The sequence below is a fragment of the Streptomyces sp. NPDC058008 genome (assembly GCF_042886395.1).
Classification (GTDB): Bacteria; Actinomycetota; Actinomycetes; order Streptomycetales; family Streptomycetaceae; genus Streptomyces.
The window spans coordinates 165441-191300 of sequence record NZ_JBHVQX010000011.1; the positions used below are offsets into that span (position 1 = coordinate 165441).

A 25860-nucleotide genomic window follows, 5' to 3' on the forward strand; every position below is an offset into this window, starting at 1 on the left:
GGCATTATGGTTCCGCTTCTCGCCCCCATACGTGCCCAGCAGGGACTGTCCCATTCCGTCACCCCTGTGCTGAACCGATTCTCCAGCTCCGGAATAGTGTCCGCTCCCCCACGGTTGGTGGTCCGGCGAGACCCTTTCACCTCAGGCACTCGGCACCGGAAGGTCGGATTCATGAAGATCGGCATCATCGGAGCAGGCAACATCGGCGGCAATCTGACCCGGCGGCTCACGGCGCTGGGACATGACGTGTCCGTCGCCAACTCGCGTGGCCCCGAGACCCTCGAAGCGCTGGCCGCCGAGACGGGTGCCACGGCGGTGCCGTCGACGCAGGCGGCCCGTGGGGCGCGGATCGTCGTGGTGACCGTCCCGCTCAAGGCGGTCCCTGACCTGCCCTCGGGCCTGCTCGAGGGAGCGGCGGACGACGCGGTCGTCATCGACACGGGCAACTACTACCCGCAGCAGCGTGACGGTCGCATCGCCGCCATCGAGGACGGGCTGACGGAGAGCCGGTGGACCGAGCGGCAGATCGGCCATCCTGTCGTCAAGGCCTTCAACGGCACGTACGCGCAGGACATCCTCGACAACGGGCTCCCTCAGGGAACCCCCGGCCGGCAGGCCCTTCCGGTCGCCGGTGACGACCCGGCGGCCAAGCAGGCGGTCCGGGACCTGATCGAGGAACTGGGCTTCGACACCGTCGACGCGGGCGGCCTCGACGAGTCCTGGCGCCAGCAGCCGGGCACGCCCGTGTACGGGAACCGGGGCGACGCCGAAACCATCGCGAAGGCGCTGGCGGAGGCCTCCCCGGAACGCACCGCCGAGTGGCGCGCCTGACCGCGTGACCGTGCGCCGGGAGCTGCGTCCCCGCCCCGTGCCGGGGCGCGGCTCCCGGGCGGCGCGGAAACCTCAGACGGGCTGGCCCACCGGGCGGATGACGACGGTGTTGACGTCGACGCCCTCCGGCTGCCCGATGGCCCACACGACGGAGTCCGCGATCTGGTCCGCCGTCAGCAGCGATCCGTCGGGGAGGCTGCCGAGCCCGTCCCAGAAGGGCGTCTCCACACGCCCGGGGGCGACCAGGGTCACACCCACGCCCTCGCCCGTCACCATGCGCCGGGTGTTCTCGGCCAGGCCGGTGACCGCCCACTTGGTGGCGCCGTAGATGTTCCCCGGAGTGTTGACGAAGCCGGCGACGCTGCCGATCAGGACGATCCGCCCTCGTGTCCGGCGCAGTGCGGGCAGGGCGGCCCTGATCAGCAGCGCGGGGCCGAGCACGTTGGTCAGCACCATCTCGCGCCAGCCCTCGGGGTCCCCGTCCGCCAGGGTGTCGTGCGTGGCGGACCCCGCGTTCGCGACGACGGTGTCCAGCCTCCCGAACCGTTCGAGCGTGACGTCCACGGCGGACCGCACCGCCGCGTGGTCGGCGGCGTCGCCCACGAGCGTCAGGAGTTCCGCCGGATCACCGGCGCTCTCCGCGAACGCGCGCAGACGGTCCTCCCCTCGGCCGGTGACGGTCACCCGGTGCCCTCTCTCCAGCAGTCGGCGTGCCGTCGCGGCGCCGATCCCACTGCCGCCGCCCGTGATCAGCGTCACCGGAGACTCACTCATGATCCGCTCCCCCTGTCGTCACCGCGCTCCACGGCCCGCCCAGCGGGGCCGGGCCAGGCCGGGATTCCACCACGTGGAGCGCACTCGATGTCAAGGGCGCCTCTGCGGGAAGCGGTGAACCGCGCGCGGCCTCACCCTTCGGCGGGGAGGCTGTCCATGAACGAGCTGACGGAGAACACGGCCCGGCCCGCGCCCGCCGGACCGTATCCGGGCGGTGAGGACAGCCCGTACTCCTCCATCGTCGAGCGGTAGGCGTCGAGCAGCCTGATGTGGTATTCGAGCGGCGCACCGTCGGGGTTGGTCTTCCCCAGCGGCGTGGTGGGTTCGGGGCACCAGGTGGTGAAGCGCGGGGTGATGCCGTGCGACATGAAGAAGCGCAGGCCTTCGGTGGTCGACGCGATGGCCTCGTCGACGGTGGTGAACCCGAAGGGCTCGGCCATCTCCACGCCCGCGACGAAGTTCGGGATCACGTTGCGGGCGCCGAAGACGTCGGCGGAGTCGAGGATGCGGCGGTGCCACTCGTCGCGGCCCACGTAGCGCTCCTTGCCGGGGCAGTACAGCTCGAACAGGCGGCGGTCCCACACCTCGTAGTTCGGGTGGTAGATCTGCACGCCGTAGTCGTGGAACCGCTGCACGTCGGCCTTGGGGAGGGCCTGGGCGACGACCTTGCCCGTCCAGCGTCCGGGGAAGCGCTCCTCGATGGCCTTGGCGTACTGCCCGTAGAAGTCGGCCTCGTCCCGGCCCTGGAGGTGCGAGGTGATGGCGCCCCCGGTGAGCGTGTACGCGGTGGTCGTCCCCGCGGTGTCGTGGCGGTCGATGATCTCGAGCGCCTCCAGGACCTCCTCCACGTCCTTCACACCGGTGTACGGGCGGCCCGCGGCCTTGTGCTGGCGCCAGTTGTGGTTGATGTCGCAGTACTGGCACTCCTCCTTGGCACCGAAGTACTGGCAGACCCGGAAGACCGTGAGGTAGATCAGGTAACCCCACTGGATGGTGGGCGCCACCTCCATGACGGACTTCCCGTTGGCCAGGGTGTGGCGGTAGTAGTCGGGCATCGGCGGCAGGCCCACGTCCGAGATGCGCACCCCGTCGAGGTAGAGGCCGAGGACCCCGTCGGCTCCGGCCGCCACGCGGTACGGCGACGCGGGGTTGACCCGCACCGACACCACCGTGCGGCGCAGACCGTAGGGCCCTCCGGTGAGCACGATCTCCTCGGGCGGCCGGCGCAGGGCCGCGGCTCCCAGCTCGGGCAGCGTGCCGTGGTCGAAGGAGAAGATGAAGTAGGACTTGGGCTTGACGTCCCCGTGCTCGTTGTCGCTGAGCGCCGAGTCGTCGAACGCCATGCCGCCGCGCAGCAGGTCCTCCTTGAGGACGGCCTCCGGGGGCACGTGGGGGAACCGCTCCATGAGCCGCTCCACCAGACGCGTCCGGTCGCCGGTCGCGGTGGTGGGGGTGGTGCCGGGTCGGCTGGGACTTGGCATGTGGGTGCTCCTCGGGTCCGGTGTCCTGGACGCTCTTGCGTGTACGCCACACTGTCCAACGAACCAGTACCTCCGACCGTTCGCACGTGATCGGTCCGGCTTGTGTGACATGCCCCGGCCGGCCGAGGACAGGGAGACCCTCATGCCCCGCACCATGTCCGTATCGGACAGCATCCTGATCCGGGCGGAGCCGACAGCCGTGTACGAGGAGCTCAGCGATCCGACGGCGATGGGACGCTGGAGTCCGGAGAACCGGGGCGCGAGGGTGCTCGGGGATCGCCGGGGCGCCCATGTCGGCATGGTCTTCGAGGGCCGGAACAAACGCGGCTCCTTCCGGTGGACGACCAGGTGCACGGTGACGGCCGCCGATCCGGGCGAACGGTTCGCCTTCCGGGTCCACGCGATCGGAGTACGCCGTCCGCGGCTGCCGGGTGCCATCGCGTTGTGGGAGTACCGCTTCGAGGCGGTCGACGGCTCCACCCGGGTCACGGAGACCTGGACGGACAACCGGCGGGCGTGGCCGGACTTCCTGGCCAACGCCTTCGACCGCGTCGCGACGCGTGGGCACACGTTCGCGGAGTTCCAGCGCGGGAACATCCGGACCACCCTCGAACGCCTCAAGGACGCGCTGGAGCGCGACGGCTCGCACCAGAACGGCCCGACGGCGAAGGAGTGACGCGCGGGTCCGCGGAACACCTCCGGGGGTGCCGCGGGCCGGGTTCTCCTCCTGGGGGCGGGCAGGGGCCGTGACGCCGGACCGATCGCTCGGGGGCCGTCCACGGCGTCGGCGCCCGGCCCGTCCCCGCCTGCGCGCCGGGGCGCTCCCACCGGGCCGTCAGCGCACCGCCCCGGACACCACCTCGCCCGAGAGGGGCAGCCCGAGCCCGGCGACGGCCCGGGAGACGAGGCGGGCCATCTCCACGGCGCCCCGCTCCTGGAAGTGCGTGTCGTCCTGGACGCCGCCGGGGAAGTTCGGGTACTGCCCGGCGGCCAGCCACAGGAAGACCGCCTTGGACGCCTCCGCCCCGATCGAGTCGAGGTAGGCGCGGCTGGCCGCCGAGAGGTCGACCAGGGCCGCGTTCTCCTCCCGTGCCACCGCCTTCGCGGCGTCCACGTACGCGGGGAAGGAGACGTTGAACTTCCCGGTGGAGGCGTTGTAGGAGCGCCGTGACACCGGAGTCACCACGACGGGTGTGGCACCGAGGGCGCGGGTCGCGCGGATGTAGTCGTTGCGCAGGTACTCCTTGTAGTCGGCGGGCGGCGTGTACCGCTCGGCGTTCCCGACGGTCGCGTCGTTGTGCCCGAACTGGACGAAGAGGTAGTCGCCCGGCCTGATCACCCCCTGGATCGCGGCCAGCCGTCCCTGTTCGATGAACGAACGCGAACTGCGTCCGCCGATGGCACGGTTGGCCACGGTGATGTTCGAGGTGAAGTACGAGGACAGCTTCTGGCCCCAGCCAGCCTGCGGGTAGTAGCCGGAGCTGTAGGACTGTGCGGTGGAGTCGCTCGCGATGTACACGGTGCCGGTCGCCGCCGCGCTCCGGGCGCTGGTGGCGGAGGGGGCGGCGAAGGCATCACCCGGTATGCCCAGCGCACCGGCGACGCCGGTGACGAGCGCGCCGGCGGTGCCCAGGAGGAGATGTCTGCGGTTGGTGTCGGTGACCACGGTCATACGGCTCATCCGGCCTTCCCTGCGGGAGATTTCGGGAATCGTCGGAGTACGGTCGCAGCCCACGGCGAAAAGGTTGCCGGGGCCGGGCGGTGCGATCCGGTCGGGAGCGGTGACCGTGGGCGGACGGAGTCACGGTGGGTATCGAACTGGAGTTGCACGCGGAGCGTCCCGCCCTCGACTGGGACCGGTCGAGGGCGACCCTGCTCCGTGGGTCGTACGATCACGGCGAGGCGCTGGCCGAGATGCTGTCGGTCACGTCCGAGGCCGAACATGGCCGTCTCGCCCGGGTGGACGCGTACGGAGACACCGTGTTCGACGGGCGGCAGGCGGAGGCCGCGCTGCACGCGGCGGCCTCCTTGCTGCTGATGTACTCCAGCGAGCGTCAGAAGGCCGCTGTCCGGGACCTCATGACGATGCTGCGGTGCTGTGCGGACACTCCGGGCAGCTGTCTGTGGTTCGTCGGCGACTGATCGTCCGGGCGCTCCCGAGGTGGGGGCGGCGGAGCCGGAGGACGAGCGCGCGGGGTCCCTACTGGCCGGCCGCGTTGAACAGATCGAGCACGCTCTGCTGGCAGCCGTAGTCGCTCCGGCCGGGGCCGCCGTTCCAGTGCGGACCGTACTGGTCCAGCGCGTTGCGGTTCCGGGCGTGGGCGGCGTCGGCCCAGCGGTCCAGGGTCGCGGCGTAGGGATGGTCCTCCAGCTGCGCGTCGAGCCTGCCGAGGCCCCGGACGTACGCGCCCTTGAAGGAGGGGCCGTCGCCCGTGCAGGAGTCCGACTCCCCCGGCTCGCGCAGCACGCCGTCGGTCTCGAGCCGGGTGGTGGACGCGTCGGCGAGCCGGCGTGCGGTGGTCAGCAGCGAGTCGTCACCCGTGGCCCGGTGCAGCTCGACGAGGCCGCCGAGCACGACGCCCTGGTTGTACGTCCACGTGGTCTGGCCGTTGTTGGCGCACGCGTCGGTGAGACCGTCGTTGACCATGTCGTCGCCGTTGATCATGCCGCTCCGCCGGAACCACGACCATTCCTCCGTGGCCCGGTCCAGGTAGACGCCGTCGCCGGGGATCCGGTTGTGGAGCGCCGCGTTGAGCTGGAGGAAGAGTTCGTTGGTGATCGCGTTCTTGTAGGTCTTCGTCCGGTTCCACAGCACACCGCCACCGCACGTGCCGGTCCAGTAGGCGTTCATGTGGTCGGCGTCGGCGCGCGCCGTGTCCAGGTAGCGCCTGTCGCCCGTCGCGTCGTACGCGGCGATCCAGGCCAGGCCCCACCAGCCGGTGTCGTCCAGGTACTCGTTGGTGAAGTCACCGTCCTGGGCGCCGATGTTCCTGTCGTACGTCGAGGCGATCGCGTACCGGTAGCTCGGCATCCCGCTCACGCGCGCGTTGTCCAGGACGGCCGTCAGCGCGTTGGCGGCCGTCCACCAGCCGTTGCCGCCGAAGAGGCCCGTGTCCCGGTCGTACGACATCATCAGGGCGGTCGCGGCGGCGGTTCCCCGGCTCCAGGCGTTCCAGTCCGTGCGGGCCCAGCCGGTGCAGCTGATCTCCGGGCGGTCGCCGGCCTTTCCGCAGGCCCGCAGCGCCCCGACGCCCGCGGTGTTCCAGTCGTCCACGTTGTACATCTGGGTCCGCCAGCCACGTGAGCCCGTAGGGGTCTTCGTCGCGCCGAGCCTGCTGCCGGACGACCACGTCCGGCCCCCGTCGAAGCTCCGGTCCAGCCAGACCTCGTCGCCGGGGTCGCCGTCGTCGATCGAGGCCCAGCCCATGACATCGTCATCGGACACGTGCAGTCCGATGGTCCGCCCGTGGACGGAGCTGGTGACGGGAGTGCGCTCCGAGGCCGCCGTGGCGGGGTCGCGGGCGTCGCACCGCTTGTTGCACACGACGTCCGTCTCCGCGGACGGCGCGCTGTTCGCCGCGGAGGCCGGCAGCACGGTGAGGAGCAGGGCGGGGGCGAGCGACAGCGCAACGGCTGTCCAGCCCCTCCGGGACACGGGCATACGGACATCTCCTCGAGGCGTGGGGAACCTCCGGTACGGATCGGCTGCGCGCGGAGCCGACGTCTGCCAGATGACCCGAACATCGCGTACATGTCAATGGGGTCGTTTCGCCCCGCCGGTTCCGTCCGGTGAGGCGGCACGGCACGCCCCGGGTGCGCGGCGGGGCGGCGTCGGCGTTGCGCTCGGGCGCGGCGCGCCCCCTGCCCCGGCCACCGCACTCCGGGACCGCTCGGGATCCGGTACGGCGAACTCCCGGTCGGGCGAGCCCGATTGTGTTCAGGCGGTACCGGGGCCGCCCGTCGCCCAGTGCGGAGGCCGGGTCAGGGAGTCCGGCAGCCTGGTGGCGGCGTTGCCTCGCGCCGCGTTCAACTGGGCCTGGGTGAGGAAGAGGGCGCCCCTCAGGTCGGCGTCGGACAGGTCGGCGTCGCGGAAGTCGGCTCCGATGAGCTCCGCCCGGCGCAGATCGGCTCCGCGCAGGTCGGCAGCGATGAGGTAGGCCCCCCGGAGTTCGGCCCCGCGCAGGTCGGCGCCCCTGAGCCCGGCCCCGATGAGATCGGCACCGCGCCGGCTGCGCCCGGCACGCCGGGGAAGCGAGGCACGTGCCAGTTCACCGGCGCGCAGCAGCAGGGCGGCGACCCTGTCGCGGTGCGCGGACACGTCCAGCTCCGCGAGCGCGTCGGCGGGCAGTCCGGTGAGGCGTTCGGTGGCCAGCAGGGCGTCACGGAGGTCGGCGTGCAGGGACTCGGCGGCCTTCAGGGTGAGGGCCTCGGTGAGGTACCAGAGCAGCTCGTGGAGCTGCCGCATGACGGGGAAGACCTGGAACATCTGCTGGGCGGTACCGGCGGCCGACCGCCAGTCCCGGCCGCCGTAGGTGTCCTGGGAGACCTTCTGGCCCGCGCCGAAGCAGTCGTACACCGTGCAGCCGGAGAAGCCCGCGGGCCGCAGGCGGGTGTGGATGCCGCAGCGGAAGTCCTCCGCCAGGTTGGGGCAGGGGGTACCCGCCTCCTTGTCGATCGCGAAGTCCGCCGACGCGGTCAGGGTCAGTGCCACGCAGCAGAGTCCGAAGCAGTTCGCGCAGTCGGCGCGCAGCCCGGCCCGTTCGGTCAGGGGTGCGGCGGTCGGGTCGTCGTCGGGCACGTGCCTGGTTCCTCCGGTGTGCGGGATCCGCCAAGTTTACGGGGGCGCGCGGCGTCGTCGGGCGGTGTCCTGTCAGTGGGCGGGCGCACACTTGACCCGTAGAGCTCGACGCCGGTGGAGGGGGAGGACATGAGGCAGTCGCAGGAGGGCGGATTCGAGCCCGCGCACGGTGACGGTCCGGTGGCCCCCGACGCGGCGGGCAGGCGCGCGGCGGAGGTGAGGGCCGCCTTCGAAGGGCTGCTCCAGATCAGGCGGCTGACCCGCGCGGATCACGCGGACCCGGAGGGCGCCCCGGCCCCGTGGGAGCTGCACCGGCCGCTCCGGGCCGTGGCGTTGGCACTGGAGGCCGCCGGGATACCCGCGTCGGCGGTCGGCACGTCCGGGGAGCGGACGGCTTCCGGCTACCGCGTGTGTGAGGGCGGGACGCCCGGCTCGGTGCGGGTCGAGTGGGCCGGTCCGCCGGGCAGCGGAGCGGCGCACGACGAGGAGGCGGCACTGGCCGGGTGCGTGACGGTGCTGCGGCGCCTGGGCTGGACGGTGCTGTCGTACCGCGGCCCACGCCGACGGCGCTTCCTCGAGGTCGAACCACCGTCCGCGCCCCGCCCCTGAGGGGTCGTCCACGACGACGGGGCGTTGTCAGACCCATGAGGGATGCTTGACGGTCCGACACCTCTGACGGGGAGATGCTGATGCACCAAGCCGAAATCGCCGCGGCCCAGGCGTACATCCGTCTGCTGTCCGCCACGCGCGCCGCGCTCGCCGAACCGGCCGAGGCCCCTCTGTACCTGCCGTTGCTCACCTCACCGATCGAGGAGGCCGACGAGGCTCTGCGCGGCGCCGGACTCGCGGGCAACGAGGACCGGCTCTTCGCCCTCGTACGGGAACTCCAGCCGAGCCTGTCGGGTTCGGACCGCTGAGGGGGGCGGGGTGACCGACGGGTCCGGACCGGGGGCGGGGTGACCCACGGGCCGGGACCGGGGGCCGCGTGACCGACGGATTCGGGCCGGCGGAGTGACCGACGGTTCGGGTCTCCGACGCCGCCGCATGTCTGGCGGGGCGGGCCGAGGCGGCGGGGCGCGACAGGCAGGGCACGGCCGACCGCCAGACCCCGGCCGACCACCAGGCCCCGGGGGACCGGATCAGGCCGTCGGCCTGTCCCGGTCGCGCGGGGCGCACCACTTCGGGCAAGCCAGCCACCGGGGTCGCCCGGTGGCACCGCACCGCGCGCCGGGCGTGGGCCGCCCGCTACCGGTCGCCGTACATCAGCGAGCCGGGGGTGGTGAGGAGCTGCCCCGTCTCCAGCCAGGTCTTGAGGCCGGAGAGGATCATCGGCCAGCCGCCGTACAGCTGCTCGTCGGCTCCCTCGCGGAGCTCGTCGTGGGTGACGGTCAGTCGGCAGGAGTCGCCGACGGGCTCGATCTCCCAGGTGACCCGGGTCGGACCCTCGCTCCTCACCTCGTCGCTCCAGAGCGCCACCATGCTCTGGACGAGCTTGCGCGGCGGATCGACCTCCAGGTTGTGCCCTTCACCCAGCGAGCCGGGAGCGCCCGGCGCACCCATCTCGAAGCGTGAGCCCTGGGTCCAGTCCGAGACGACGCGTGCGCCGAAGTTGTACTTGCTCCTGATCTCAGGATCGGTGATCGCCTCCCAGAGGCGCTCGGGAGTGGTGCGGATGTAGATCTCGAAGACCTTCTCCATGGGACTCTCCAGTCGGCTCTTGAGATCGCTGAGCCCGGCCGCCCAGGGCTCGGCGTACTTGCTCACCCACCGGTCGTGGACGAGCCGGATGGGCACCGGATTCAGGAAGTGGAGCTTCTCCCGCCCCCGCCGCCGCGTGACGACCAGGCCCGCCGCCTCCAGCTGCTTGAGATGCTTCATCACCGCGAACCGCGTGATCTCGAAGCGGGCCTCCAGCGCACTCAGTGTCTGCCCGTCCTCACGGAACAGCTCGTCGAGGAGACCGCGCCGCGTCGGGTCCGCCAGAGCTTTGAACACCGCGTCCATACAGTCGAAAATAGGTGACCTTTTGGTCACCTGTCAAGGCCGGCGGCCGGGTCGGGAGCCTCCTCACCTGAGGCGATGAATTGATTCAAATCCAGAAGAAACCTGCCAGCTGCTTGACGAGCAGCAGTGCCCAAACTTAGCGTACGTTCCGGATGAAACGATTCACATCCCCGATCCTGACCGGTCGCCGGATGACTCTGCTTACGAGGTGTTCATGTCTGATGTGTCGGCCGTCAAGGCAGCTCTGAAGTCTCAGGTCATCGAGACGCCCTCCTGGGGTTACGGCAACTCCGGAACCCGTTTCAAGGTGTTCGCCCAGCCCGGTGTACCGCGCGACCCGTTCGAGAAGCTGGCGGACGCGGCTCAGGTGCACGCCCACACGGGGGTCGCCCCGAAGGTGTCGCTGCACATTCCGTGGGACAAGGTGGAGGACTATCCGGCGCTGACCCGGTACGCCGAGGAGCTCGGGCTGCGGATCGGTGCGATCAACTCCAACGTCTTCCAGGACGACGACTTCAAGCTCGGTTCGGTGACCCATCCGGATCCGAAGGTCCGCCGCAAGGCCACCGATCACCTGCTCGAGTGCGTCGACATCATGGACGCGACCGGATCCCCCGATCTCAAGCTGTGGTTCTCGGACGGCACCAACTACCCGGGGCAGGACGACATAGCGGGCCGCCAGGACCGGCTGGCCGAGGCGTTGGCCGAGGTCTACGAGCGGCTCGGCGACGACCAGCGGATGCTCCTCGAGTACAAGCTCTTCGAGCCGGCCTTCTACACCACCGACGTCCCCGACTGGGGCACCGCGTACGCCCACTGCCTCAAGCTCGGTCCCAAGGCCCAGGTCGTCGTGGACACCGGCCACCACGCGCCGGGCACCAACATCGAGTTCATCGTGGCCCTGCTGCTGCGCGAGGGGAAGCTGGGCGCGTTCGACTTCAACTCCCGCTTCTACGCCGACGACGACCTCATGGCGGGAGCCGCCGACCCGTTCCAGCTGTTCCGGATCATGCACGAGGTCGTCAGGAACGGCGGCCTCGACGCCGCGACCAACGTCAACTTCATGCTCGACCAGTGCCACAACATTGAGGCCAAGATCCCGGCGGTGATCCGCTCGGTCACCAACGTCCAGGAGGCGACCGCGAAGGCGCTGCTGATCGACGCCGAGGCACTGGCCGGGGCTCAGCGCTCCGGTGACGTCCTCGCCTCCAACGGTGTGCTGATGGACGCCTACAACACGGACGTACGACCGCTGCTCGGCGATGTCCGCGAGGAAATGGGCCTGGCACGCGACCCGTTCGCGGCCTACCTCGCCTCCGGCAACCAGGAGCGCATCGCCGCCGACCGGGTCGGCGGAGAGCAGGCGGGCTGGGGCGCCTGAGCTCCGCTCCCCCGTCTCCGTACGTCCAGCCGCACCCGCCCGTCACCTCTTCGCGAAGGAACCCTCATGACGTCCGCGACGCACGCCGAAGTCGCCGCGCTCCTGGAGCGCGCCCACCGGATCGGCTCCGACCCCCGCAACACCAACTACGCCGGTGGCAACGCCTCGGCCAAGGCGACGGAGACCGACCCGGTCACCGGTGCCGAGGCCGAACTCCTCTGGGTCAAGGGCTCGGGCGGCGACCTCGGCACGCTGACCGAGGCCGGTCTCGCCGTGCTCCGGCTGGACCGGGTGCGGGCGCTCAAGGACGTGTACCCGGGGGTGGAGCGCGAGGACGAGATGGTGTCCGCGTTCGACTACTGCCTGCACGGCAAGGGGGGCGCCGCCCCGTCGATCGACACCGCGATGCACGCGCTGGTCGAGGCCTCGCACGTCGACCACCTGCACCCGGACTCCGGGATCGCGCTGGCCTGCGCGGCCGACGGCGAGAAGCTGACCGCCGACTGCTTCGGCGACAAGGTCGCCTGGGTGGGCTGGCGCCGGCCGGGCTTCCAGCTGGGGCTCGACATCGCGGCGGTGAAGGCGGCCAACCCGCGGGCGGTCGGTGTGATCCTCGGCGGCCACGGCATCACCGCCTGGGGCGACACCTCCGAGGAGTGCGAGCGCAACGCCCTCTGGATGATCCGCACGGCCGAGACGTTCCTCGAGGAGCACGGCAGGTCCGAGCCCTTCGGCGCCGTCCTGCCGGGCCGGGAGGCGCTGGCGGAGGACTCCCGGCGTGAGCGGGCCGCGGCCCTCGCGCCCGTGATCCGCGGGCTGGCCTCCACCGACCGCCCGCAGGTGGGGCACTTCACCGACGCGGCGCCCGTACTGGACTTCCTGTCACGCGCCGAGCACCCCCGTCTCGCCGCTCTCGGCACGTCCTGCCCGGACCACTTCCTCCGTACGAAGGTCAGCCCCCTGGTCCTCGACCTGCCGGCGGACGCTCCGCTGGAGGAGGCGGTGGCCCGGCTCGGGGTGCTCCACCAGGAGTACCGGGAGGCGTACCGCGCGTACTACGAGCGTCACGCCGTGCCCGGATCGCCCGCGATGCGCGGGGCCGACCCGGCGATCGTGCTGGTGCCCGGTGTCGGGATGTTCTCGTTCGGCAAGGACAAGCAGACCGCCCGGGTCGCCGGGGAGTTCTACCTCAACGCCGTCAACGTGATGCGCGGCGCCGAGGCCGTGTCCTCGTACGCGCCGATCGAGGAGTCCGAGAAGTTCCGCATCGAGTACTGGGAGCTGGAGGAGGCCAAGCTCCGGCGGATGCCGAAGGCGAAGGCCCTGGCCACACGGGTGGCGCTCGTCACCGGCGCCGGGTCGGGCATCGGCAAGGCCATCGCGCACCGGCTCGTCGCGGAGGGCGCGTGTGTCGTCGTCGCGGACCTGAACGCCGTGAACGCCGCAGCCGTCGCCGAGGAGCTCGGCGGCCCGGACAAGGCCGTCGCGGTGACCGTGGACGTCACGTCCGAGGAGCAGATCGTCGAGGCGTTCAAGGCCGCCGCGCTGGCCTTCGGTGGCGTGGACCTGGTCGTGAACAACGCCGGGATCTCCATCTCGAAGCCCCTGCTGGAGACTTCGGCCCGGGACTGGGACCTCCAGCACGACATCATGGCCCGGGGTTCCTTCCTGGTGTCCCGTGAGGCGGCCCGGGTGATGCGGGCCCAGAACCTCGGCGGCGACATCATCTACATCGCGTCCAAGAACGCCGTGTTCGCGGGCCCGAACAACATCGCGTACTCGGCCACCAAGGCCGACCAGGCGCACCAGGTGCGCCTGCTGGCGGCCGAGCTCGGAGAGCACGGGATCCGGGTCAACGGGGTCAACCCCGACGGCGTCGTACGGGGCTCCGGCATCTTCGCGGCGGGCTGGGGGGCCCAGCGCGCGGCGACCTACGGGATCGAGGAGGAGAAGCTGGGCGAGTTCTACGCCCAGCGCACCATCCTCAAGCGCGAGGTGCTTCCCGAGCACGTGGCCAACGCCGTCTTCGCACTGACGGGCGGGGACCTCACCCACACCACCGGCCTCCACATCCCGGTCGACGCCGGTGTGGCAGCGGCGTTCCTGCGCTGACCACGTACCACCACGCCGCGTCCCGGACGCTGTTCGGTGAACTACCGGGGCGCGGCTTCGCCCGGATCGGATGAGTATTTCCATGCCTGCGACTTCACGACACGACCCGGTGTTCGCCGCGGTGGACCTGGGCGCCACCAGCGGCCGGGTGATCACCGGCAGGGTGGGCCCGGGCGAACTGGTGCTGACCGAGGCGCACCGCTTCGCCAACACACCGGTCCGGCTCCCCGACGGGCTCCACTGGGACGTGCTCGCCCTGTACCAGGGCATGCTGGACGGGCTGCGCGCCGCCGCGCGCGGCGGCCCTGTCGCCTCGGTGGGCATCGACACCTGGGCCGTGGACTACGGCCTCCTGGACGCCGACGGCTCGCTGCTCGGCCTCCCCTTCCACTATCGCGACGGACGCAACGCCGGCGCGGCCGAGGAGGTCCTGGCGCGCTTCGACGCGCAGGAGCTGTACGGCGTCGGCGGTCTGCAGCACCTGCCGTTCAACACGGTCTTCCAGCTGGCCGCCCACCGTTCCTCGGCCCAGTGGCCCCTGGCCCGGACGGTGTTGCTGATGCCCGATCTGCTGGTGTACTGGCTGACGGGGACGGTGGGTGCGGAGGTGACCAACGCGTCGACGACCGGTCTGTTCGACGCGCGGACCGGCGACTGGTCCGACGCGCTGACCGGGCGGCTGGGACTGGAGCGTTCGCTGTTCCCCGCCCTGCGCGAGCCGGGCACGCGAGCGGGCGTCCTGCTTCCGCACGTGGCCGGGTTCACCGGCCTTCCCGTGGACACCCCGGTGACGACCGTCGCCTCGCACGACACCGCCTCGGCCGTGGCCGCGGTCCCCGCCACCGAGCCGGGGTTCGCCTACGTGTCGTGCGGCACCTGGTCGCTGGCCGGTCTGGAACTGGACGCGCCGGTGCTGACCGAGGAGTCGAGGGCCGCGAACTTCACCAATGAGCGCGGCGTGGACGGCACGGTGCGCTATCTCCGCAACATCATGGGGATGTGGCTGCTGGAGGAGTGCCGCCGCACGTGGGAGCGCGGGGGTACGCCGACGGACCTCGCGGGGCTCCTCGCGGACGCCGCGCGGTCCCGGCCGTTCGCCGCCGTGATCGACCCGGACGATCCGGTGTTCCTGGCTCCCGGCGACATGCCGTCCCGGATCGACGAGGTCCTCGCCCGGACCGGACAGGCGGCCCCGGCGGGCCCCGGCGGATATGTGCGGTGCGTACTGGAGAGCCTGGCCCTGGCCCATCGCAGGACGCTGCGCGAGGCGGCACGGCTGGCGGGCCGTGACCTGACCCGGATCCATCTGGTCGGCGGTGGTTCGCGCAACGAACTCCTGTGCCAGTGGACCGCCGACGCGACCGGTCTGCCGGTCACCGCGGGCCCGGCCGAGGCCACCGCGCTGGGCAACGTGCTCCTCCAGGCGCGGGCCCACGGACTGGTGGGCGGGCTCCCCGAGCTACGCGCCCTCGTGGCCCGCACCCAGGAGCTGCGTCACTACGTGCCACGGGGGAACCAGCGGTCCTGGGACCGGGCCGCGGAACGGCTGACGGCCCAGCCTTAGGCGGGCCCGGGCGCCTCTCCGCCGAGGAGGGCGGCCGGCGGGCCCGGACCGTCGCCACGCACCGGGGCGGCCCCGGGCCAGCGCGTGACTGCGCGTGGGGCGGGGCCGCAGGGCCCGGGGCCGGCCCGGACCCCGACCAGGTCAAGGTCAGGTCAGGTCAGGTCAGGTCAGGTCAGGTCAGGTCAGGTCAGGTCAGGTCAGGTCAGGTCAGGTCAGCGTCCCGGGGAGGGCGGTGCCAGGGGCGTCTTACGCGCGGCCGGGTGTCGTCACGCGCCCGTGGCGCGTACCCGCGTTTACCCCGCGCGCCCGTGGTGGCGCACCGGGCCGCCCGCGACGGGCGGCCCCCACCGCAAGGTCACGCCGCGGACGGACCAGCTCCTGGTCACCCGGAGTCAGGCCCGGACAGACCCAGCTCCTGGTCACCCGGAGGTCAGACCGCCGACAGACCCAGCTCCTGGTCGCCGAGCGGCTCGAAGTGGCGTGCCACCTCGGCGTCCGTGACGTCCCCGGTCGCGGCGGGGCTCCACCGCGGGGTGCGGTCCTTGTCGATGATCCGTGCGCGCACGCCCTCCACCAGGTCATGGCCGAGGAAGGACCGGCAGGAGACACGGAACTCCTGGTCGAGAGCCGCTTCGAGGCTGCTGAGCCGCCTGGCCCGGCGTACGGCGGCCAGGGTCACCTTGAGCGCCGTGGGGGACACGGCGAGGAGTTCGGCCGCGGTCTCCTTGGCCGCGGGCAGTCCGCTGTCCATGAGCCGGTCGATGATCTCCTCGACGGTGCCGGCGGCGTAGCACTCGTCGATCCAGGCGCGCTGGGCGGCCAGCTCTCCGTCCGGGGCGTCGGCCGCGTACCGCCGCACGATGTCCGTCACCTGCGCGGGTGACGTGCTCCGGGCGAGTTCGGCGGTGAGGCCGGCGAGGTGCCGGGAGGAGACGAAGTGATCGGCCAGACCGCACAGGACGGCGTCGGCCGCGCCGACGGCCCGGCCGGTGAGTGCGAGGTGGGTGCCGAGTTCACCGGGTGCCGCGGCCAGCAGGTACGTTCCCCCGACGTCGGGGACGAATCCGATCGAGGTCTCGGGCATCGCGACGCGGGAACGCTCCGTGACGACGCGCACGTCCCCGTGGGCCGACACGCCCACCCCGCCGCCCATCACGATGCCGTGCATGAGCGCCACGTACGGCTTCGGGAACGCGGCGATCTGTGCGTTGAGCCGGTACTCGTCACGCCAGAAGTCCACGGACGCGCTGCGGCCGGCGCGGGCGTCCTCGTAGATCGACCGGATGTCGCCGCCCGCGCAGAGCCCCCGGTCCCCGGCCCCGTCGACCACGACCGCGGTGACCGTGTCGTCGGCGGCGGCCCGGGTGAGGGCTTCGCCGAGGAGGCGGACCATGGGGTGGGTGAGTGCGTTCAGGGCCCGCGGCCGGTTGAGGGTGACGTGCAGGATGTGGCCCTCGGTGTGCAGCAGGACGGGCTCGTCGTCGTTCATGTGTGCGCTCCGGTCATCCGTGGACGATCTCCGGGTGCCATTCTGCGACGCCCGTCCCCCGGGTCCGGCGCCGGGTCTCCCGTGCTGCCGCTGTGGCACTCCCGGATCGCGGGCTCGACAATGGGGGCTCTACGGGCCGCGACGTCCAGCAGCCCCGCCGGACGACCTCCGGAGCAGGGATGACCGACTCTTCAAGGGACGCTGACGACGCGGCGGCGTGGCTCCCGCTCGAACACCGCCGCGACGGCCGGATCGGGGTCGCGGAGCGCCTCGCCCTGAACCGGACCGGCAGCTTCGAATGGGATCTCGACGCCCGGACCGTGGACGTCGACGAGGCGGGCCTGTTGGTCTTCGGCATGGACACCGCGGCCTTCCACGCGGCTCCCGCGGCCGTGTTCGACCGGCTGGACGCGACGGACCGGACACGCCTGGAGACCACCATCGAGGAGGCGATCTCCGGCGGCAGCAGTTCCTACAGCGTCCATTTCCAGGTACCCCTGGAGGACGGGACCCGCCAGTGGACGCATGTCCAGGCGCGGATCCTGCGGTCCGAGGACGGCCGGGCGCACCGTGTGGTCGGCGTGGTGCGGGACGCGACGGCCGAGGTCACCCATTCGGCCTTCGTCCTGGACATGGAAAAGCGGCGGCGCCGTCAGACCAGCATCGTCGAACGCACCACCGCCGCGATGTCACGCGCGGTCACGGTGGACGACGTCACCGCCGCGCTCACGGGCCCGGGCGGCCTGGTGGGTATCGGCGCCGACGGACTGGCGCTCGGGCTGGTGGAGGACTCCTCGCTCAGGATCGTCACGCTGAGCGGGGACTCGGTGGAGGTCCTGGAGGGCCTGGGCTCGGGGCAGCTCGACGCGACGCTCCCCCTCGGGGACACGATCCTCAGCGGACGCCCCCGGTTCATCACCTCACTCGGATCGCTGATCCGGCGGTATCCGGTGCTGGAACCGCACATCGGCGAGCTGAACTTCCACGCGGTCGCCTACCTTCCGCTGATAGCGCAGGCCCGCTCGCTGGGCGGGCTCGCGCTCTTCTACCGCGACCGCACGGTGTTCAACGCGGACGAGCGGATCCTGTGCCTGGGGCTGGCCGCCATCGTGGCGCAGTCGCTGCAACGGGCCATGCTCTTCGACGAGGAACGCGAATTCGCCAGGGGGCTCCAGTCGGCGATGCTCCCCCGGCGGATCCAGGAGATCGAGGGCGGCGAGATCGCCGTGCGCTATCACGCCGCGTGGAGCGGGCGCGAGGTCGGCGGCGACTGGTACGACGTGATCACGCTTCCCAGGGGCCGGATCGGGGTCGCGGTGGGTGACGTGCAGGGGCACGACACGCACGCCGCGGCGATCATGGGCCAGCTGCGGATCGCCCTGCGCGCGTACGCCGCCGAGGGGCATCCCCCGGCGACCGTGCTGGCGCGGGCGTCCCGCTTCCTCGCGGAGCTGGACACCGACCGGTTCGCGACGTCGACGTACGCGCAGGTGGATCTCGCCACGGGGGCGGTGCGGGTGGCACGCGCCGGACACTTCGGGCCGCTGATCAGGCACACCGACGGCCGGGTCGGAGTCCCGCAGGTCCGCGGCGGTCTGCCGCTGGGGATCTCGTCGGACTTCGAGGACGAGGAGTATCCGGAGACCCGCCTCGATCTGGTGCCCGGTGAGTCCCTGGTGCTGTACACCGACGGGCTCGTCGAGGAACCGGGGGCCGATGTCGACTCGGGGGTCGCCGCGTTGATCCACGAGGTGGGAGACGGGCCCGACGGAGCGGAAGCCCTGGCCGACCATCTCTCGGACCGGCTGTGGGAGAAGTGGGGTTCGGGGGACGACGTGGCGCTGCTGGTCCTGCGCCGCAGCCCGGACCTCGGGTCGCCACAGGCTCCCCGACTGCACCAGTACGTCCACCAGGCGGATCCGCAGGGGCTCTCCGAGGCCCGGTCGATCGTGCGTCAGGCGCTGACGAACTGGGACCTCGCGGCGTTGGCGGACGACGCGGAGCTGGTCACCGGCGAGCTGCTCGTCAACGTGCTGCTGCACACGGAGGGCGGGGCGGTGCTGACGCTGGAGGTGCTGCCGGAACCCGTGCGGCGCGTCCGGCTGTCGGTCCAGGACCGCTCGAACGTCTGGCCGCGACGCCGCACTCCCGGTGAGACGTCGACCTCCGGGCGTGGTCTGCTGCTTCTCGACGCGGTGGCCGAGCGCTGGGGGATCGAACCCCGCGGCGAGGGCAAGGCCGTCTGGTGCGAGATCGGCCCCGCTTCCTGATGCCTCGGGCCGCACCTGTGACGCGCTGCGGGGAAGGGCGCCACGATGCCGCCGAGGCCCCGGGGGACCCGCACGGCGAAGCCGATGCCCAGGAACGCCCAGGTCATGCCGGGTAACGCCGAGGAGAGAACGCGCACGGCGAAGTCGCTGCCGTGGATACCCAGGTCCTGGAGAGAACCGCACGACACAGTCGTTGCCATGGAAACCGAGGCCCGGGAAGCCCGCACGGCGAGTCGCCGCCGTGGAACGCCGCGGGGGCGCACCGCAAGAGATGCGATGCGCCCCCGCCCGGCCCGCCGTCACCTGCGCGACGGCGGGCCGGAGTGGTTCGAAGGCGTCAGTGCTGCACGCTGCGGCGCTTACGCACGGACCACAGGATGCCGCCGCCGGCGAGCAGAACCGCGAGAGCGGCTCCACCGATGACGGGCGTGGCGGACGACGAACCGGTCTCGGCCAGGTCCGGCGTGCTGCTGCTGGACTCCGCGGGGGCAGGCGCGGCCTCCGTGGCGGTCTCGCTCGGCGTCGCGCTCGGCTCGGGGGTCTCCGAGGCGGGCGGCTCCGTGCTCGGGGCCTCCGAAGGGGTCTCCTCGGTCGGGGTGGGAGCGGGGGTCTCGGCCTCGCCCTCGCACACCGGAGCGGTCTTCGTACCCTCGAAGGAGTACTTGTCGTCGTCCCCGGCCTTGACGACGAGGCGGACGGTCAGCTCCTTGTCGTGCTTCGGGAGCTGCAGCGGGGTCTTCGTGCTGAACTCACGGCCGAACTGGGTCGTGGCAAGCAGGTCGTCGCCGCCGACGACGGAGACGGTCACCTCGTTGGTGGCCTTGCTCGAGTAGGCCGTGAGGTTGAGCGTCACCTCGGAGCAGGTCACAGCCCAGGTGGGGGTGTGAGCTGCGGCCGGACCGGCGGAGAGGACCCCGCCTGCCAGGCCGACTACCGCGGCGGCCGCGAATGTTCCCGCGCCACGCCACGATCTCCTGGGTATGGTCATGGAATCTTCCTCCATATGAGTACACCGCCGAGATGGCGGTGGGGCGCACAGTACTGCCCCGCGTCCCAGGAGGGTGCACCCGCCCCATAGCTCGACGATGCGCCAACCATGCTCACATCACCGCTACTTGTGACATGACGGACACGCCAGGATGGCCGGAAGCCACTGGCTCACAAGCGCTCCGGCAGCGGGTGAGGGAGACTTCAGAGACGCTTGTACATGATGTGGAGCCCCACATAGCCTTCTGACGGATGGTGGAACCCCTCGGGCAGGGTCCCTATGACCTCGAAACCGAGGGACCGGTACAGCCGGACGGCGTGGGTGTTCGTCTCTACCACGGCGTTGAACTGCATGGCCCGATATCCCGCCGTACGCGCCCAGTCCACGGTGTACTCGCACAGGGCCCTGCCCACGCCACGGCCGGAGTGTTCCGGGGCGACCATGTAGCTGGCGCTTGCGATGTGCGAGCCGTTGCCCATGTGGTTCGTGTTCATCTTGGCCGTGCCGAGGACGGCGCCTGCCTCGTCGACCGCGACGACCGTGCGGCCCGGTTCCTCGATGAGCCACCAGGCCTGCCCCTGGTCATGCCCCAGGTCCATGGGATAGGTGAAGGTCTCCCCCGCGGCGACGATCGCGCGGAAGAACGGCCAGATGGCGGGCCAGTCCTTCTCGGTGGCCTCTCTGATCAACATGGAGGCCAAGATGACAGGGCGGGCGGAGGTGCGCAATGGCTTTAGCGCGCTCTGCTCCCCGGCCCGAACAGCCCCGTCCTGGCGAGCAGCCGCCGCATGGGGCCGAGCCGCGCCAGGGGGCCGCGGACCGGCGCGCCGGATTGCCCGACCGCCTTCCGCCCGGCGTCCGACGGCGGCCCGTCCCGCAACCGCCCCTCCCCCGTCCGCCCCTCGGACTTCCACCGGTACGCGGCCGGTCCGGCATGGAGCGGGCGCGGGTCGCATCCCGGGCGGGGAGCGGTCCGGACCTCGCGTGCCCGTTCCAGCTCCAGCGTCAGATTCACCCGGCGCCACAGGATTTCGTCCGGATCGTCCGCGGCCATCAGCCTCGCCATGGCTTCCCTCCCGGACACGGATCCCGGACGTCCGAAGGCGGAATCCGGCTGCATACGCACCAGATAGGCGCGCTCGTAGGGGTCGTCCACCACCTCCCCGAGCTGCACTGGATCCAGCGCTGACGCCTGCAAGGCGGCGCGCACCCACGAGTCCTCCGCGCGGCTCAGCAACCGGTCGATCCTGCGTGAACGCCAATTCCGCGCACGCCAGTCGATTCCGGCCTCCAGCATGGTCCGCATCCCGGCCGGGCTCTTCCCCGTGATCAGGTCGGGCTCCCTCGCGGCAAAGGCCAGGAGCTCGTCCACCAGATAGAGCCAGACCACGGCGCGGTAGCGGTTCAGGTAGAACGCCACCGGTACGACACACCCGACACGAGCCAGCCCGGTGAAGCGCGCGGGGCTGACTCCGAGCAGTGTGGCGCCTTCCGCCGTCCCCGCCGTGCGCACCTGGTCCTGGAGGGATTCGGGGAAGCCGGGCAGGGCCCGCAGCCGCTCGATCTCCTGCCGGGCGATCCGCGGCCTCGCCCCGCCCGCCGCCGGCCCCGCGACGATCAGCCCCAGGTGGACGGCGAGGTCGAATTCGCCGCGCCTGAGCGTCAGTTCCTGAGCGGCGCGCCCTGCGGACAGCGGCGCCGCCGCCTGCGTGCGAGTGGCTTCCTCGACAGCCATGATCGTCCTCCCCCGTGCGGTCGAATACTCTGTGTGACCACGGTAGCCCGGGGAGGAGGCGTCTGCTGAGCCTGTGGATAACTCTCAGCTACGACAAGGGAGCAGGTCAGATGCTGTCAGCGCCTTCAGCTCACTGCCGTGCCGTGACCCCTAGGTGCTCACCCACGCGGTTGACCAGGAGAGTCATCTCGTAGGCGACCTGGCCGACGTCCGCCTCGGCCGCCGTGAGCACGCACAGGCAGCTGCCGTCCCCCGCCGCCGTCACGAAGAGCATCGCCTCGTCGAACTCCACCATGGTCTGGCGCGCCTTCCCCGCCCCGAAGTGACGCCCCGACCCGCGGGCCAGGCTCTGCAGCCCCGACGAGACGGCCGCCAGGTGCTCCGCGTCCTCCCGCGCCAGGCTCGTGCTCGCCCCCGTCACGAGCCCGTCGTTCGACAGCACCAGCGCGTGCTGGATGTGCTCCACCCTGCTGGTGAGATCGTCAAGGAGCCAGTCAAGTCCCCGGTCCAGCGCCATGTGCTCGTCCTCCCCGTTCATCTGTTCCCCGCGTTCCGCGCAAGCCTTGCGCACCGCTCCGCTGCGGGCAAGCGCCTCCTCCCTCCGGGGGCGTTGCTTCGCGCCACGGGCGGCGCCCCCGCGAAGTGGGCTGCTCGGCGTGCGACTTGGCACGGAAGACCGGTCCGTGAGCTCGTGCGCGCGGGACCGCACCTTGCTCCTTGCCCTGCCCCACACCGGGTACTTCGGGAACGCCGGGTCGAGGCGCCGCGTCGTGCGTCCTGGCGTCCCCCGGCCGAGCCGATCGTCGTGCGTCCCGCCGTCCGCCGGCCGTGCGGATCGGAACCTCCGTTCGGTGAGCACCTTCACGCGGCCACGGACGCGGGTCCCGGCCGGCCGGAAGCCTGGGGCCGCGATGCCAAGCCGCACCACGGAGCCCGGAACGCCGTCTCCCGGGGCGCAGCCCAGGGGGGCGGACTGCGCGATCATGTCCCTATGGCCGACGACCACGCACACGTCCAGGACTTCTTCTCCGCACGGGCGGCCGGCTGGGACAGCCGCTTCCCCGATGACGGCCCCGCCTACGCCGACGCCGTCGGACAGCTGGGCCTTCGTCCGGGCGGCACCGTGCTCGACGCGGGCTGCGGGACGGGGCGGGCGCTGCCGGCGCTGCGTACGGCGGTCGGCCCCGGCGGAAGGGTGATCGGGGCCGATCTGACGCCAGCGATGCTGGATGCCGCGGAACGGGCGGGAAGGGGTTCGAGCGGCGCCCTGCTGCTCACCGACGCCGCACGGCTTCCGCTGCGTGCCGGAGTTCTGGACGCCGTCTTCGCAGCCGGGCTGATCTCTCATCTCGCTCACCCGGAGGACGGGCTCCGCGAGCTGGCCCGGGTGGTGCGCCCGGGCGGCCGGCTCGCCCTGTTCCATCCCCTCGGGCGGGCCGCGCTCGCCGCGCGGCACGGCCGGGTGCTCTCCGGCGACGACCTGAGGGCCGAGCCGCGTCTGGGGCCGCTGCTGGCGGACGCGGGATGGCGACTGGAGTCCTACACCGACGAGGACAGCCGCTTCCTGGCGCTCGCCGTTCGGACCAGCTGAGCCGCCGGGGCGTCCCGTCCCGTCTCACTCGGCCGTGGCATCGGAGGGCCGTCCGTGCGCCACGGGGCAGCCGCGCACGCCCGGGGTGGGGAACGTGCCGAGCCGGGCCACGTCGTAACCGTCCCGGTAGCCCTTGATCTCGGGGTTCTGGCGCGCGTACCGGGGGGTGGAGCGCGGTGGCAGGAGGCGTACGGCGCGGGCCCTCAGCCGCAGGGCGCCCCGCGTCAGCCCCCGGGCCACGGGGCCCGGCCGCCGGTAGCGGAACGTCGTCAGCAGCGAGTCGTCGAGCAGGGCGAGGCCGGCCCTGCGTACCACGGGCGCGAGCGGGCGCGGGTACCAGGAGCCCATGAGGCCGAGTGTGGCGTCAGAGACCGCGCGGGCGCCCGGGTCCCACCCGAAGTGTTCGTCCTCGTAGGAGTCCAGGACCTGCTCGAAGTCCTCGTACGTACGCGGTACGTCCTGGATGCCCATGCGGTCGCCGAGGGTGCGGTAGTACGCGGCGAAGGCGCGCAGTTCGTGGTCGGACAGTCTGCGCCAGCCGTACGTGTCGAGCCAGCGCTTGGGGGTGACGACGAAGGTGCACAGCACGTAGCGCATGTCGTCGTTGCTGATGTCGTAACTGCGGTGCATCCGGTTGATCCGCCGGACCGCCGTACGGCCCGCCTCGCTGTCGAATCCGTGCTCCACGACGGTGTCGAGGAGGAGAGCGGTGTCGTCGTACCTCTTCTGCGGGCGTTCCGTCAGTTCGGCCGTCTCCGCGAGCAGTCGGCCGATGCTGGGTACGGCGTACGTGCGGTACAGGGCGAGTTCGAGGGCGCGGGTGACGTCCCAGGGGAACTCGTAGGTCACGGTGAGGCGATAGATCTCCAGGAAGTCCCGCTCCGGGTCGAGGCGCTGGATCTCCTTCAGGCGTTCGAACCGCTTCACCGTGCTGTCCCCCTCGTCGGCCGGAGCCACCACCCTACGGGGGCCGGGTCCGCGCGGACCACCGTACGAGGAGTGCCGTGGCACGGGCACGGGACCGACCGTGCCCGCACGCGGACGCGCTGGTTGCCGCTTGTCAGGGCCTCGACGAGGAGGTTACCGAGTAGTTAAGGTGCGCCGACGGACCGAGGGACCAGGTACGAGGGATGAGGTGGGTGCTGTGGCCGGGACGGACGACACGGTCGCCGATGACGACGCGCTGTTCGTGCTGACGGCGGTGCTGCTGACGCCCGCGCAGTTCCCCAGCGTGCTCGGCGACGACTACGTGGCCGCGTGCGCCGCGCTCGGCGGCCTCGAGCCGTACGCCGATGGCTACGGCCTCGTACTCGGCCAGGACAGCGGCGGCGCCCGCTGGACGGTGGTCGTCGAGGACGTCTCGCTGGTGGCGGTCGCCATCGCCTCGTGGGACTGCGGGATGGAGTACGACCTGTCGCCCGACGACCGCTCGGTGGTCTGCGCGCTTCCCGGATGGCCGCTCGCACTGGCCGTGGCCGCGCCGGGTGTTCCCGCGCCCCACGATCCCTTGCCCGATCCCGGCGGCGACGGTCCGGCGGCCCTGACGCCTCCGGACACCGACGTCTGGGGGCCTGCGCAGCGGCGCCTCGGCGCGGACGAGATAGCTCTCCGGTGGGCGCAGTGGCGGGGGCAGGTCGACGACGCGACGGCGTTCGGCCCGCCCGGTGGGCCCGGACCGGACGACGGGGCTCCGGCCGACGGCACTCGCAGCGGTCCCGGTCCGGACGGGGCCTCGGCGCGATCCGCCGGGACCGGGAAGCACCCCGGTGTGCGGCGGGCGCTCGAAGCCGCCCGCGCCTACGTGGGCTCACCGCCCCCACCCGGCCGGATACGCTCCGCGTTCGCCCCCGGCGGGGCCCGCACCCTGCGGGCCGACGGCCCCGGATGGTCGCTGGTGGCCAGGACCGACGACATCGCCTTCATCCTGCTGGACGAGGAGCCGGGCGACGTCATGACGGTCGGCCGCGGTCCGGAACTGCCAGGACTGCTGCGGTCCCTCGACGCACTCGCTGTCCGGCCGTCCTGACCACGACCGGAACGGTCCGGGCACCGTGCGGAACGCCCCGGAGGGTGCCCGCCTCGGCCCCGGACCGTACATCCGGTCCGTGTGTGTACTACACGCGTTCCAGTGGGCGGTGCGGCTCCGCGGGCAGCTCCGTCCTGATGACGTCACCGGGCCGCACCGTACCGCCGGTCCTGACGACGCCCATGATTCCGGCCTTGCGGAAGACGGTGCCGTCGTCGGCACGCCCCACGACCTGCTTGAGCAGGCCGTCCTGGAAGTGGTCGATCTGCAGGCAGGGATTCCGCAGGCCGGTCACCTCGACGACGGCACCGCCGCCGAGGTGGAGCAGCGTGCCCACGGGGAGGGAGAGGAGATCGATTCCGCCGGTGGTGACGTTCTCCCCGAGGTCTCCCGGGCCGACCTCGAACCCCGCTCCTCCGAGCTCGGTGAAGAGCTCCTGGTGGATGAGGTGGACCTGGCGCAGATTGGGCTGCGTCGGGTCCTGGGCGACCCGGGAGCGGTGTTTCACCGTGACACCGGCGTGGACGTCACCCTTCACACCCAGTCCGGCCAGGAGCGTGATGGCGTCCCTGTTCGGCTTGGTGAAGGAGTACACGTCGTTGCTGCTCACCGCGGTGACTGTGCCGTTCAGCGTCCTATCTCCTTGCGGCCGATCCTGCGCAGCCTGCGCCGCTGCGACGGGTCGAGCATGAGGTACCCGACGGTGGGTACCCCGATGAGGACCAGCAGCGACCACCAGAATCCGATGAACGGAATCAGGACGACTGCCGCGACGACTCCCCCGATGGCGATCTTTGCACCGTTCGACATGATCCG

At 71.7% G+C, this 25860-nt stretch carries 25 protein-coding genes; 11 read left to right on the forward strand and 14 right to left on the reverse strand.

The features are described 5' to 3' along the window. The first annotated feature begins 6 nt into the window (after nt 1-6). A complete protein-coding gene (locus ACFVS9_RS13925; protein ID WP_389931994.1) occupies nt 7-831 on the forward strand; it encodes an NADPH-dependent F420 reductase in 825 nt (274 codons plus the stop codon). 72 nt (nt 832-903) lie between these two features. Here the strand turns inward: ACFVS9_RS13925 and ACFVS9_RS13930 are convergent, their stop codons facing one another. Next, nucleotides 904-1605 carry an SDR family oxidoreductase gene (locus tag ACFVS9_RS13930; protein ID WP_389931996.1) on the reverse strand — a complete coding sequence of 234 codons (702 nt, stop codon included), beginning with the start codon at nt 1603-1605 and terminating at the stop codon, nt 904-906. A gap of 131 nt (nt 1606-1736) precedes the next feature. Continuing rightward, nucleotides 1737-3086 (reverse strand): radical SAM protein, encoded by a 1350-nt coding sequence (locus tag ACFVS9_RS13935; protein ID WP_383113794.1) that lies wholly within the window; start codon nt 3084-3086, stop codon nt 1737-1739. 142 nt (nt 3087-3228) lie between these two features. Between ACFVS9_RS13935 and ACFVS9_RS13940 the strand changes: the two genes are divergently transcribed. Then, nucleotides 3229-3762, forward strand: a complete 534-nt coding sequence (locus ACFVS9_RS13940; protein ID WP_389931998.1) for an SRPBCC family protein — start codon at nt 3229-3231, stop codon at nt 3760-3762. Between the two features lie 159 nt (nt 3763-3921). On the opposite strand, the gene ACFVS9_RS13945 is transcribed toward ACFVS9_RS13940, so the two are convergent. Beyond that, nucleotides 3922-4767 carry a rhamnogalacturonan acetylesterase gene (locus ACFVS9_RS13945; protein WP_389932000.1) on the reverse strand — a complete coding sequence of 282 codons (846 nt, stop codon included), beginning with the start codon at nt 4765-4767 and terminating at the stop codon, nt 3922-3924. Nucleotides 4768-4892: 125 nt separating this feature from the next. On the opposite strand from ACFVS9_RS13945, the gene ACFVS9_RS13950 reads away from it, so the two are divergent. After that, nucleotides 4893-5228 carry a hypothetical protein gene (locus tag ACFVS9_RS13950; RefSeq protein WP_383113797.1) on the forward strand — a complete coding sequence of 112 codons (336 nt, stop codon included), beginning with the start codon at nt 4893-4895 and terminating at the stop codon, nt 5226-5228. Nucleotides 5229-5286: 58 nt separating this feature from the next. On the opposite strand, the gene ACFVS9_RS13955 is transcribed toward ACFVS9_RS13950, so the two are convergent. Continuing rightward, complete coding sequence (locus ACFVS9_RS13955) at nt 5287-6747, reverse strand: glycoside hydrolase family 76 protein (protein ID WP_389932002.1); 1461 nt, start codon at nt 6745-6747, stop codon at nt 5287-5289. Between the two features lie 276 nt (nt 6748-7023). Next, entirely contained in the window at nt 7024-7884 is an 861-nt protein-coding gene (locus tag ACFVS9_RS13960) for a pentapeptide repeat-containing protein (protein WP_389932004.1), read from the reverse strand. A 129-nt stretch (nt 7885-8013) separates the two neighbouring features. Here ACFVS9_RS13960 and ACFVS9_RS13965 point away from each other — a divergent pair, with 129 nt between their 5' ends. Then, complete coding sequence (locus ACFVS9_RS13965) at nt 8014-8493, forward strand: hypothetical protein (RefSeq protein WP_383113800.1); 480 nt, start codon at nt 8014-8016, stop codon at nt 8491-8493. A gap of 80 nt (nt 8494-8573) precedes the next feature. Further along, a complete protein-coding gene (locus tag ACFVS9_RS13970) occupies nt 8574-8801 on the forward strand; it encodes a hypothetical protein (RefSeq protein ID WP_389932006.1) in 228 nt (75 codons plus the stop codon). A 328-nt stretch (nt 8802-9129) separates the two neighbouring features. Here the strand turns inward: ACFVS9_RS13970 and ACFVS9_RS13975 are convergent, their stop codons facing one another. Then, a complete protein-coding gene (locus ACFVS9_RS13975) occupies nt 9130-9888 on the reverse strand; it encodes an ArsR/SmtB family transcription factor (protein WP_383113802.1) in 759 nt (252 codons plus the stop codon). 214 nt (nt 9889-10102) lie between these two features. On the opposite strand from ACFVS9_RS13975, the gene rhaI reads away from it, so the two are divergent. The 3 genes from rhaI to ACFVS9_RS13990 all read left to right on the forward strand — a co-directional run bounded on the left by rhaI (nt 10103) and on the right by ACFVS9_RS13990 (nt 14945). Beyond that, entirely contained in the window at nt 10103-11269 is a 1167-nt protein-coding gene (gene rhaI / locus ACFVS9_RS13980) for an L-rhamnose isomerase (protein ID WP_389932008.1), read from the forward strand. Between the two features lie 66 nt (nt 11270-11335). Further along, complete coding sequence (locus ACFVS9_RS13985; RefSeq protein ID WP_389932010.1) at nt 11336-13381, forward strand: bifunctional aldolase/short-chain dehydrogenase; 2046 nt, start codon at nt 11336-11338, stop codon at nt 13379-13381. Nucleotides 13382-13463: 82 nt separating this feature from the next. After that, nucleotides 13464-14945 (forward strand): rhamnulokinase family protein, encoded by a 1482-nt coding sequence (locus ACFVS9_RS13990; RefSeq protein ID WP_389932012.1) that lies wholly within the window; start codon nt 13464-13466, stop codon nt 14943-14945. A 430-nt stretch (nt 14946-15375) separates the two neighbouring features. Here ACFVS9_RS13990 and ACFVS9_RS13995 read toward each other — a convergent pair whose 3' ends face one another. After that, entirely contained in the window at nt 15376-16434 is a 1059-nt protein-coding gene (locus ACFVS9_RS13995) for an enoyl-CoA hydratase/isomerase family protein (protein ID WP_389932014.1), read from the reverse strand. Between the two features lie 179 nt (nt 16435-16613). Between ACFVS9_RS13995 and ACFVS9_RS14000 the strand changes: the two genes are divergently transcribed. After that, the gene (locus ACFVS9_RS14000; protein ID WP_389932016.1) at nt 16614-18704 is read left to right on the forward strand and encodes a SpoIIE family protein phosphatase; all 2091 of its coding nucleotides are present in this window, start codon (nt 16614-16616) and stop codon (nt 18702-18704) included. Between the two features lie 337 nt (nt 18705-19041). On the opposite strand, the gene ACFVS9_RS14005 is transcribed toward ACFVS9_RS14000, so the two are convergent. The 4 genes from ACFVS9_RS14005 to ACFVS9_RS14020 all read right to left on the reverse strand — a co-directional run bounded on the left by ACFVS9_RS14005 (nt 19042) and on the right by ACFVS9_RS14020 (nt 21944). Continuing rightward, on the reverse strand, nt 19042-19692 hold the full coding sequence (locus ACFVS9_RS14005) for an LAETG motif-containing sortase-dependent surface protein (protein WP_389932018.1): 651 nt from the start codon (nt 19690-19692) through the stop codon (nt 19042-19044). A gap of 203 nt (nt 19693-19895) precedes the next feature. Further along, on the reverse strand, nt 19896-20384 hold the full coding sequence (locus ACFVS9_RS14010) for a GNAT family N-acetyltransferase (protein WP_389932019.1): 489 nt from the start codon (nt 20382-20384) through the stop codon (nt 19896-19898). Nucleotides 20385-20425: 41 nt separating this feature from the next. After that, nucleotides 20426-21427, reverse strand: a complete 1002-nt coding sequence (locus ACFVS9_RS14015) for a DUF6397 family protein (protein WP_389932021.1) — start codon at nt 21425-21427, stop codon at nt 20426-20428. A gap of 130 nt (nt 21428-21557) precedes the next feature. Next, nucleotides 21558-21944 (reverse strand): roadblock/LC7 domain-containing protein, encoded by a 387-nt coding sequence (locus ACFVS9_RS14020; RefSeq protein WP_389932073.1) that lies wholly within the window; start codon nt 21942-21944, stop codon nt 21558-21560. Between the two features lie 474 nt (nt 21945-22418). Here ACFVS9_RS14020 and ACFVS9_RS14025 point away from each other — a divergent pair, with 474 nt between their 5' ends. Beyond that, nucleotides 22419-23018: a class I SAM-dependent methyltransferase gene (locus ACFVS9_RS14025; protein ID WP_389932022.1), complete on the forward strand. Its 600-nt coding sequence runs from the start codon at nt 22419-22421 to the stop codon at nt 23016-23018. A 24-nt stretch (nt 23019-23042) separates the two neighbouring features. Here the strand turns inward: ACFVS9_RS14025 and ACFVS9_RS14030 are convergent, their stop codons facing one another. Beyond that, complete coding sequence (locus tag ACFVS9_RS14030; RefSeq protein WP_389932075.1) at nt 23043-23945, reverse strand: oxygenase MpaB family protein; 903 nt, start codon at nt 23943-23945, stop codon at nt 23043-23045. A 217-nt stretch (nt 23946-24162) separates the two neighbouring features. Here ACFVS9_RS14030 and ACFVS9_RS14035 point away from each other — a divergent pair, with 217 nt between their 5' ends. Continuing rightward, entirely contained in the window at nt 24163-25044 is an 882-nt protein-coding gene (locus tag ACFVS9_RS14035; RefSeq protein ID WP_389932024.1) for a hypothetical protein, read from the forward strand. 88 nt (nt 25045-25132) lie between these two features. Here ACFVS9_RS14035 and ACFVS9_RS14040 read toward each other — a convergent pair whose 3' ends face one another. Both ACFVS9_RS14040 and ACFVS9_RS14045 read right to left on the reverse strand, forming a co-directional pair. After that, complete coding sequence (locus ACFVS9_RS14040; protein ID WP_389932077.1) at nt 25133-25675, reverse strand: MOSC domain-containing protein; 543 nt, start codon at nt 25673-25675, stop codon at nt 25133-25135. Continuing rightward, a complete protein-coding gene (locus ACFVS9_RS14045; protein ID WP_327111752.1) occupies nt 25672-25854 on the reverse strand; it encodes a hypothetical protein in 183 nt (60 codons plus the stop codon). The genes ACFVS9_RS14040 and ACFVS9_RS14045 overlap by 4 nt, the downstream gene beginning before the upstream one ends. Nucleotides 25855-25860: the final 6 nt, after the last annotated feature.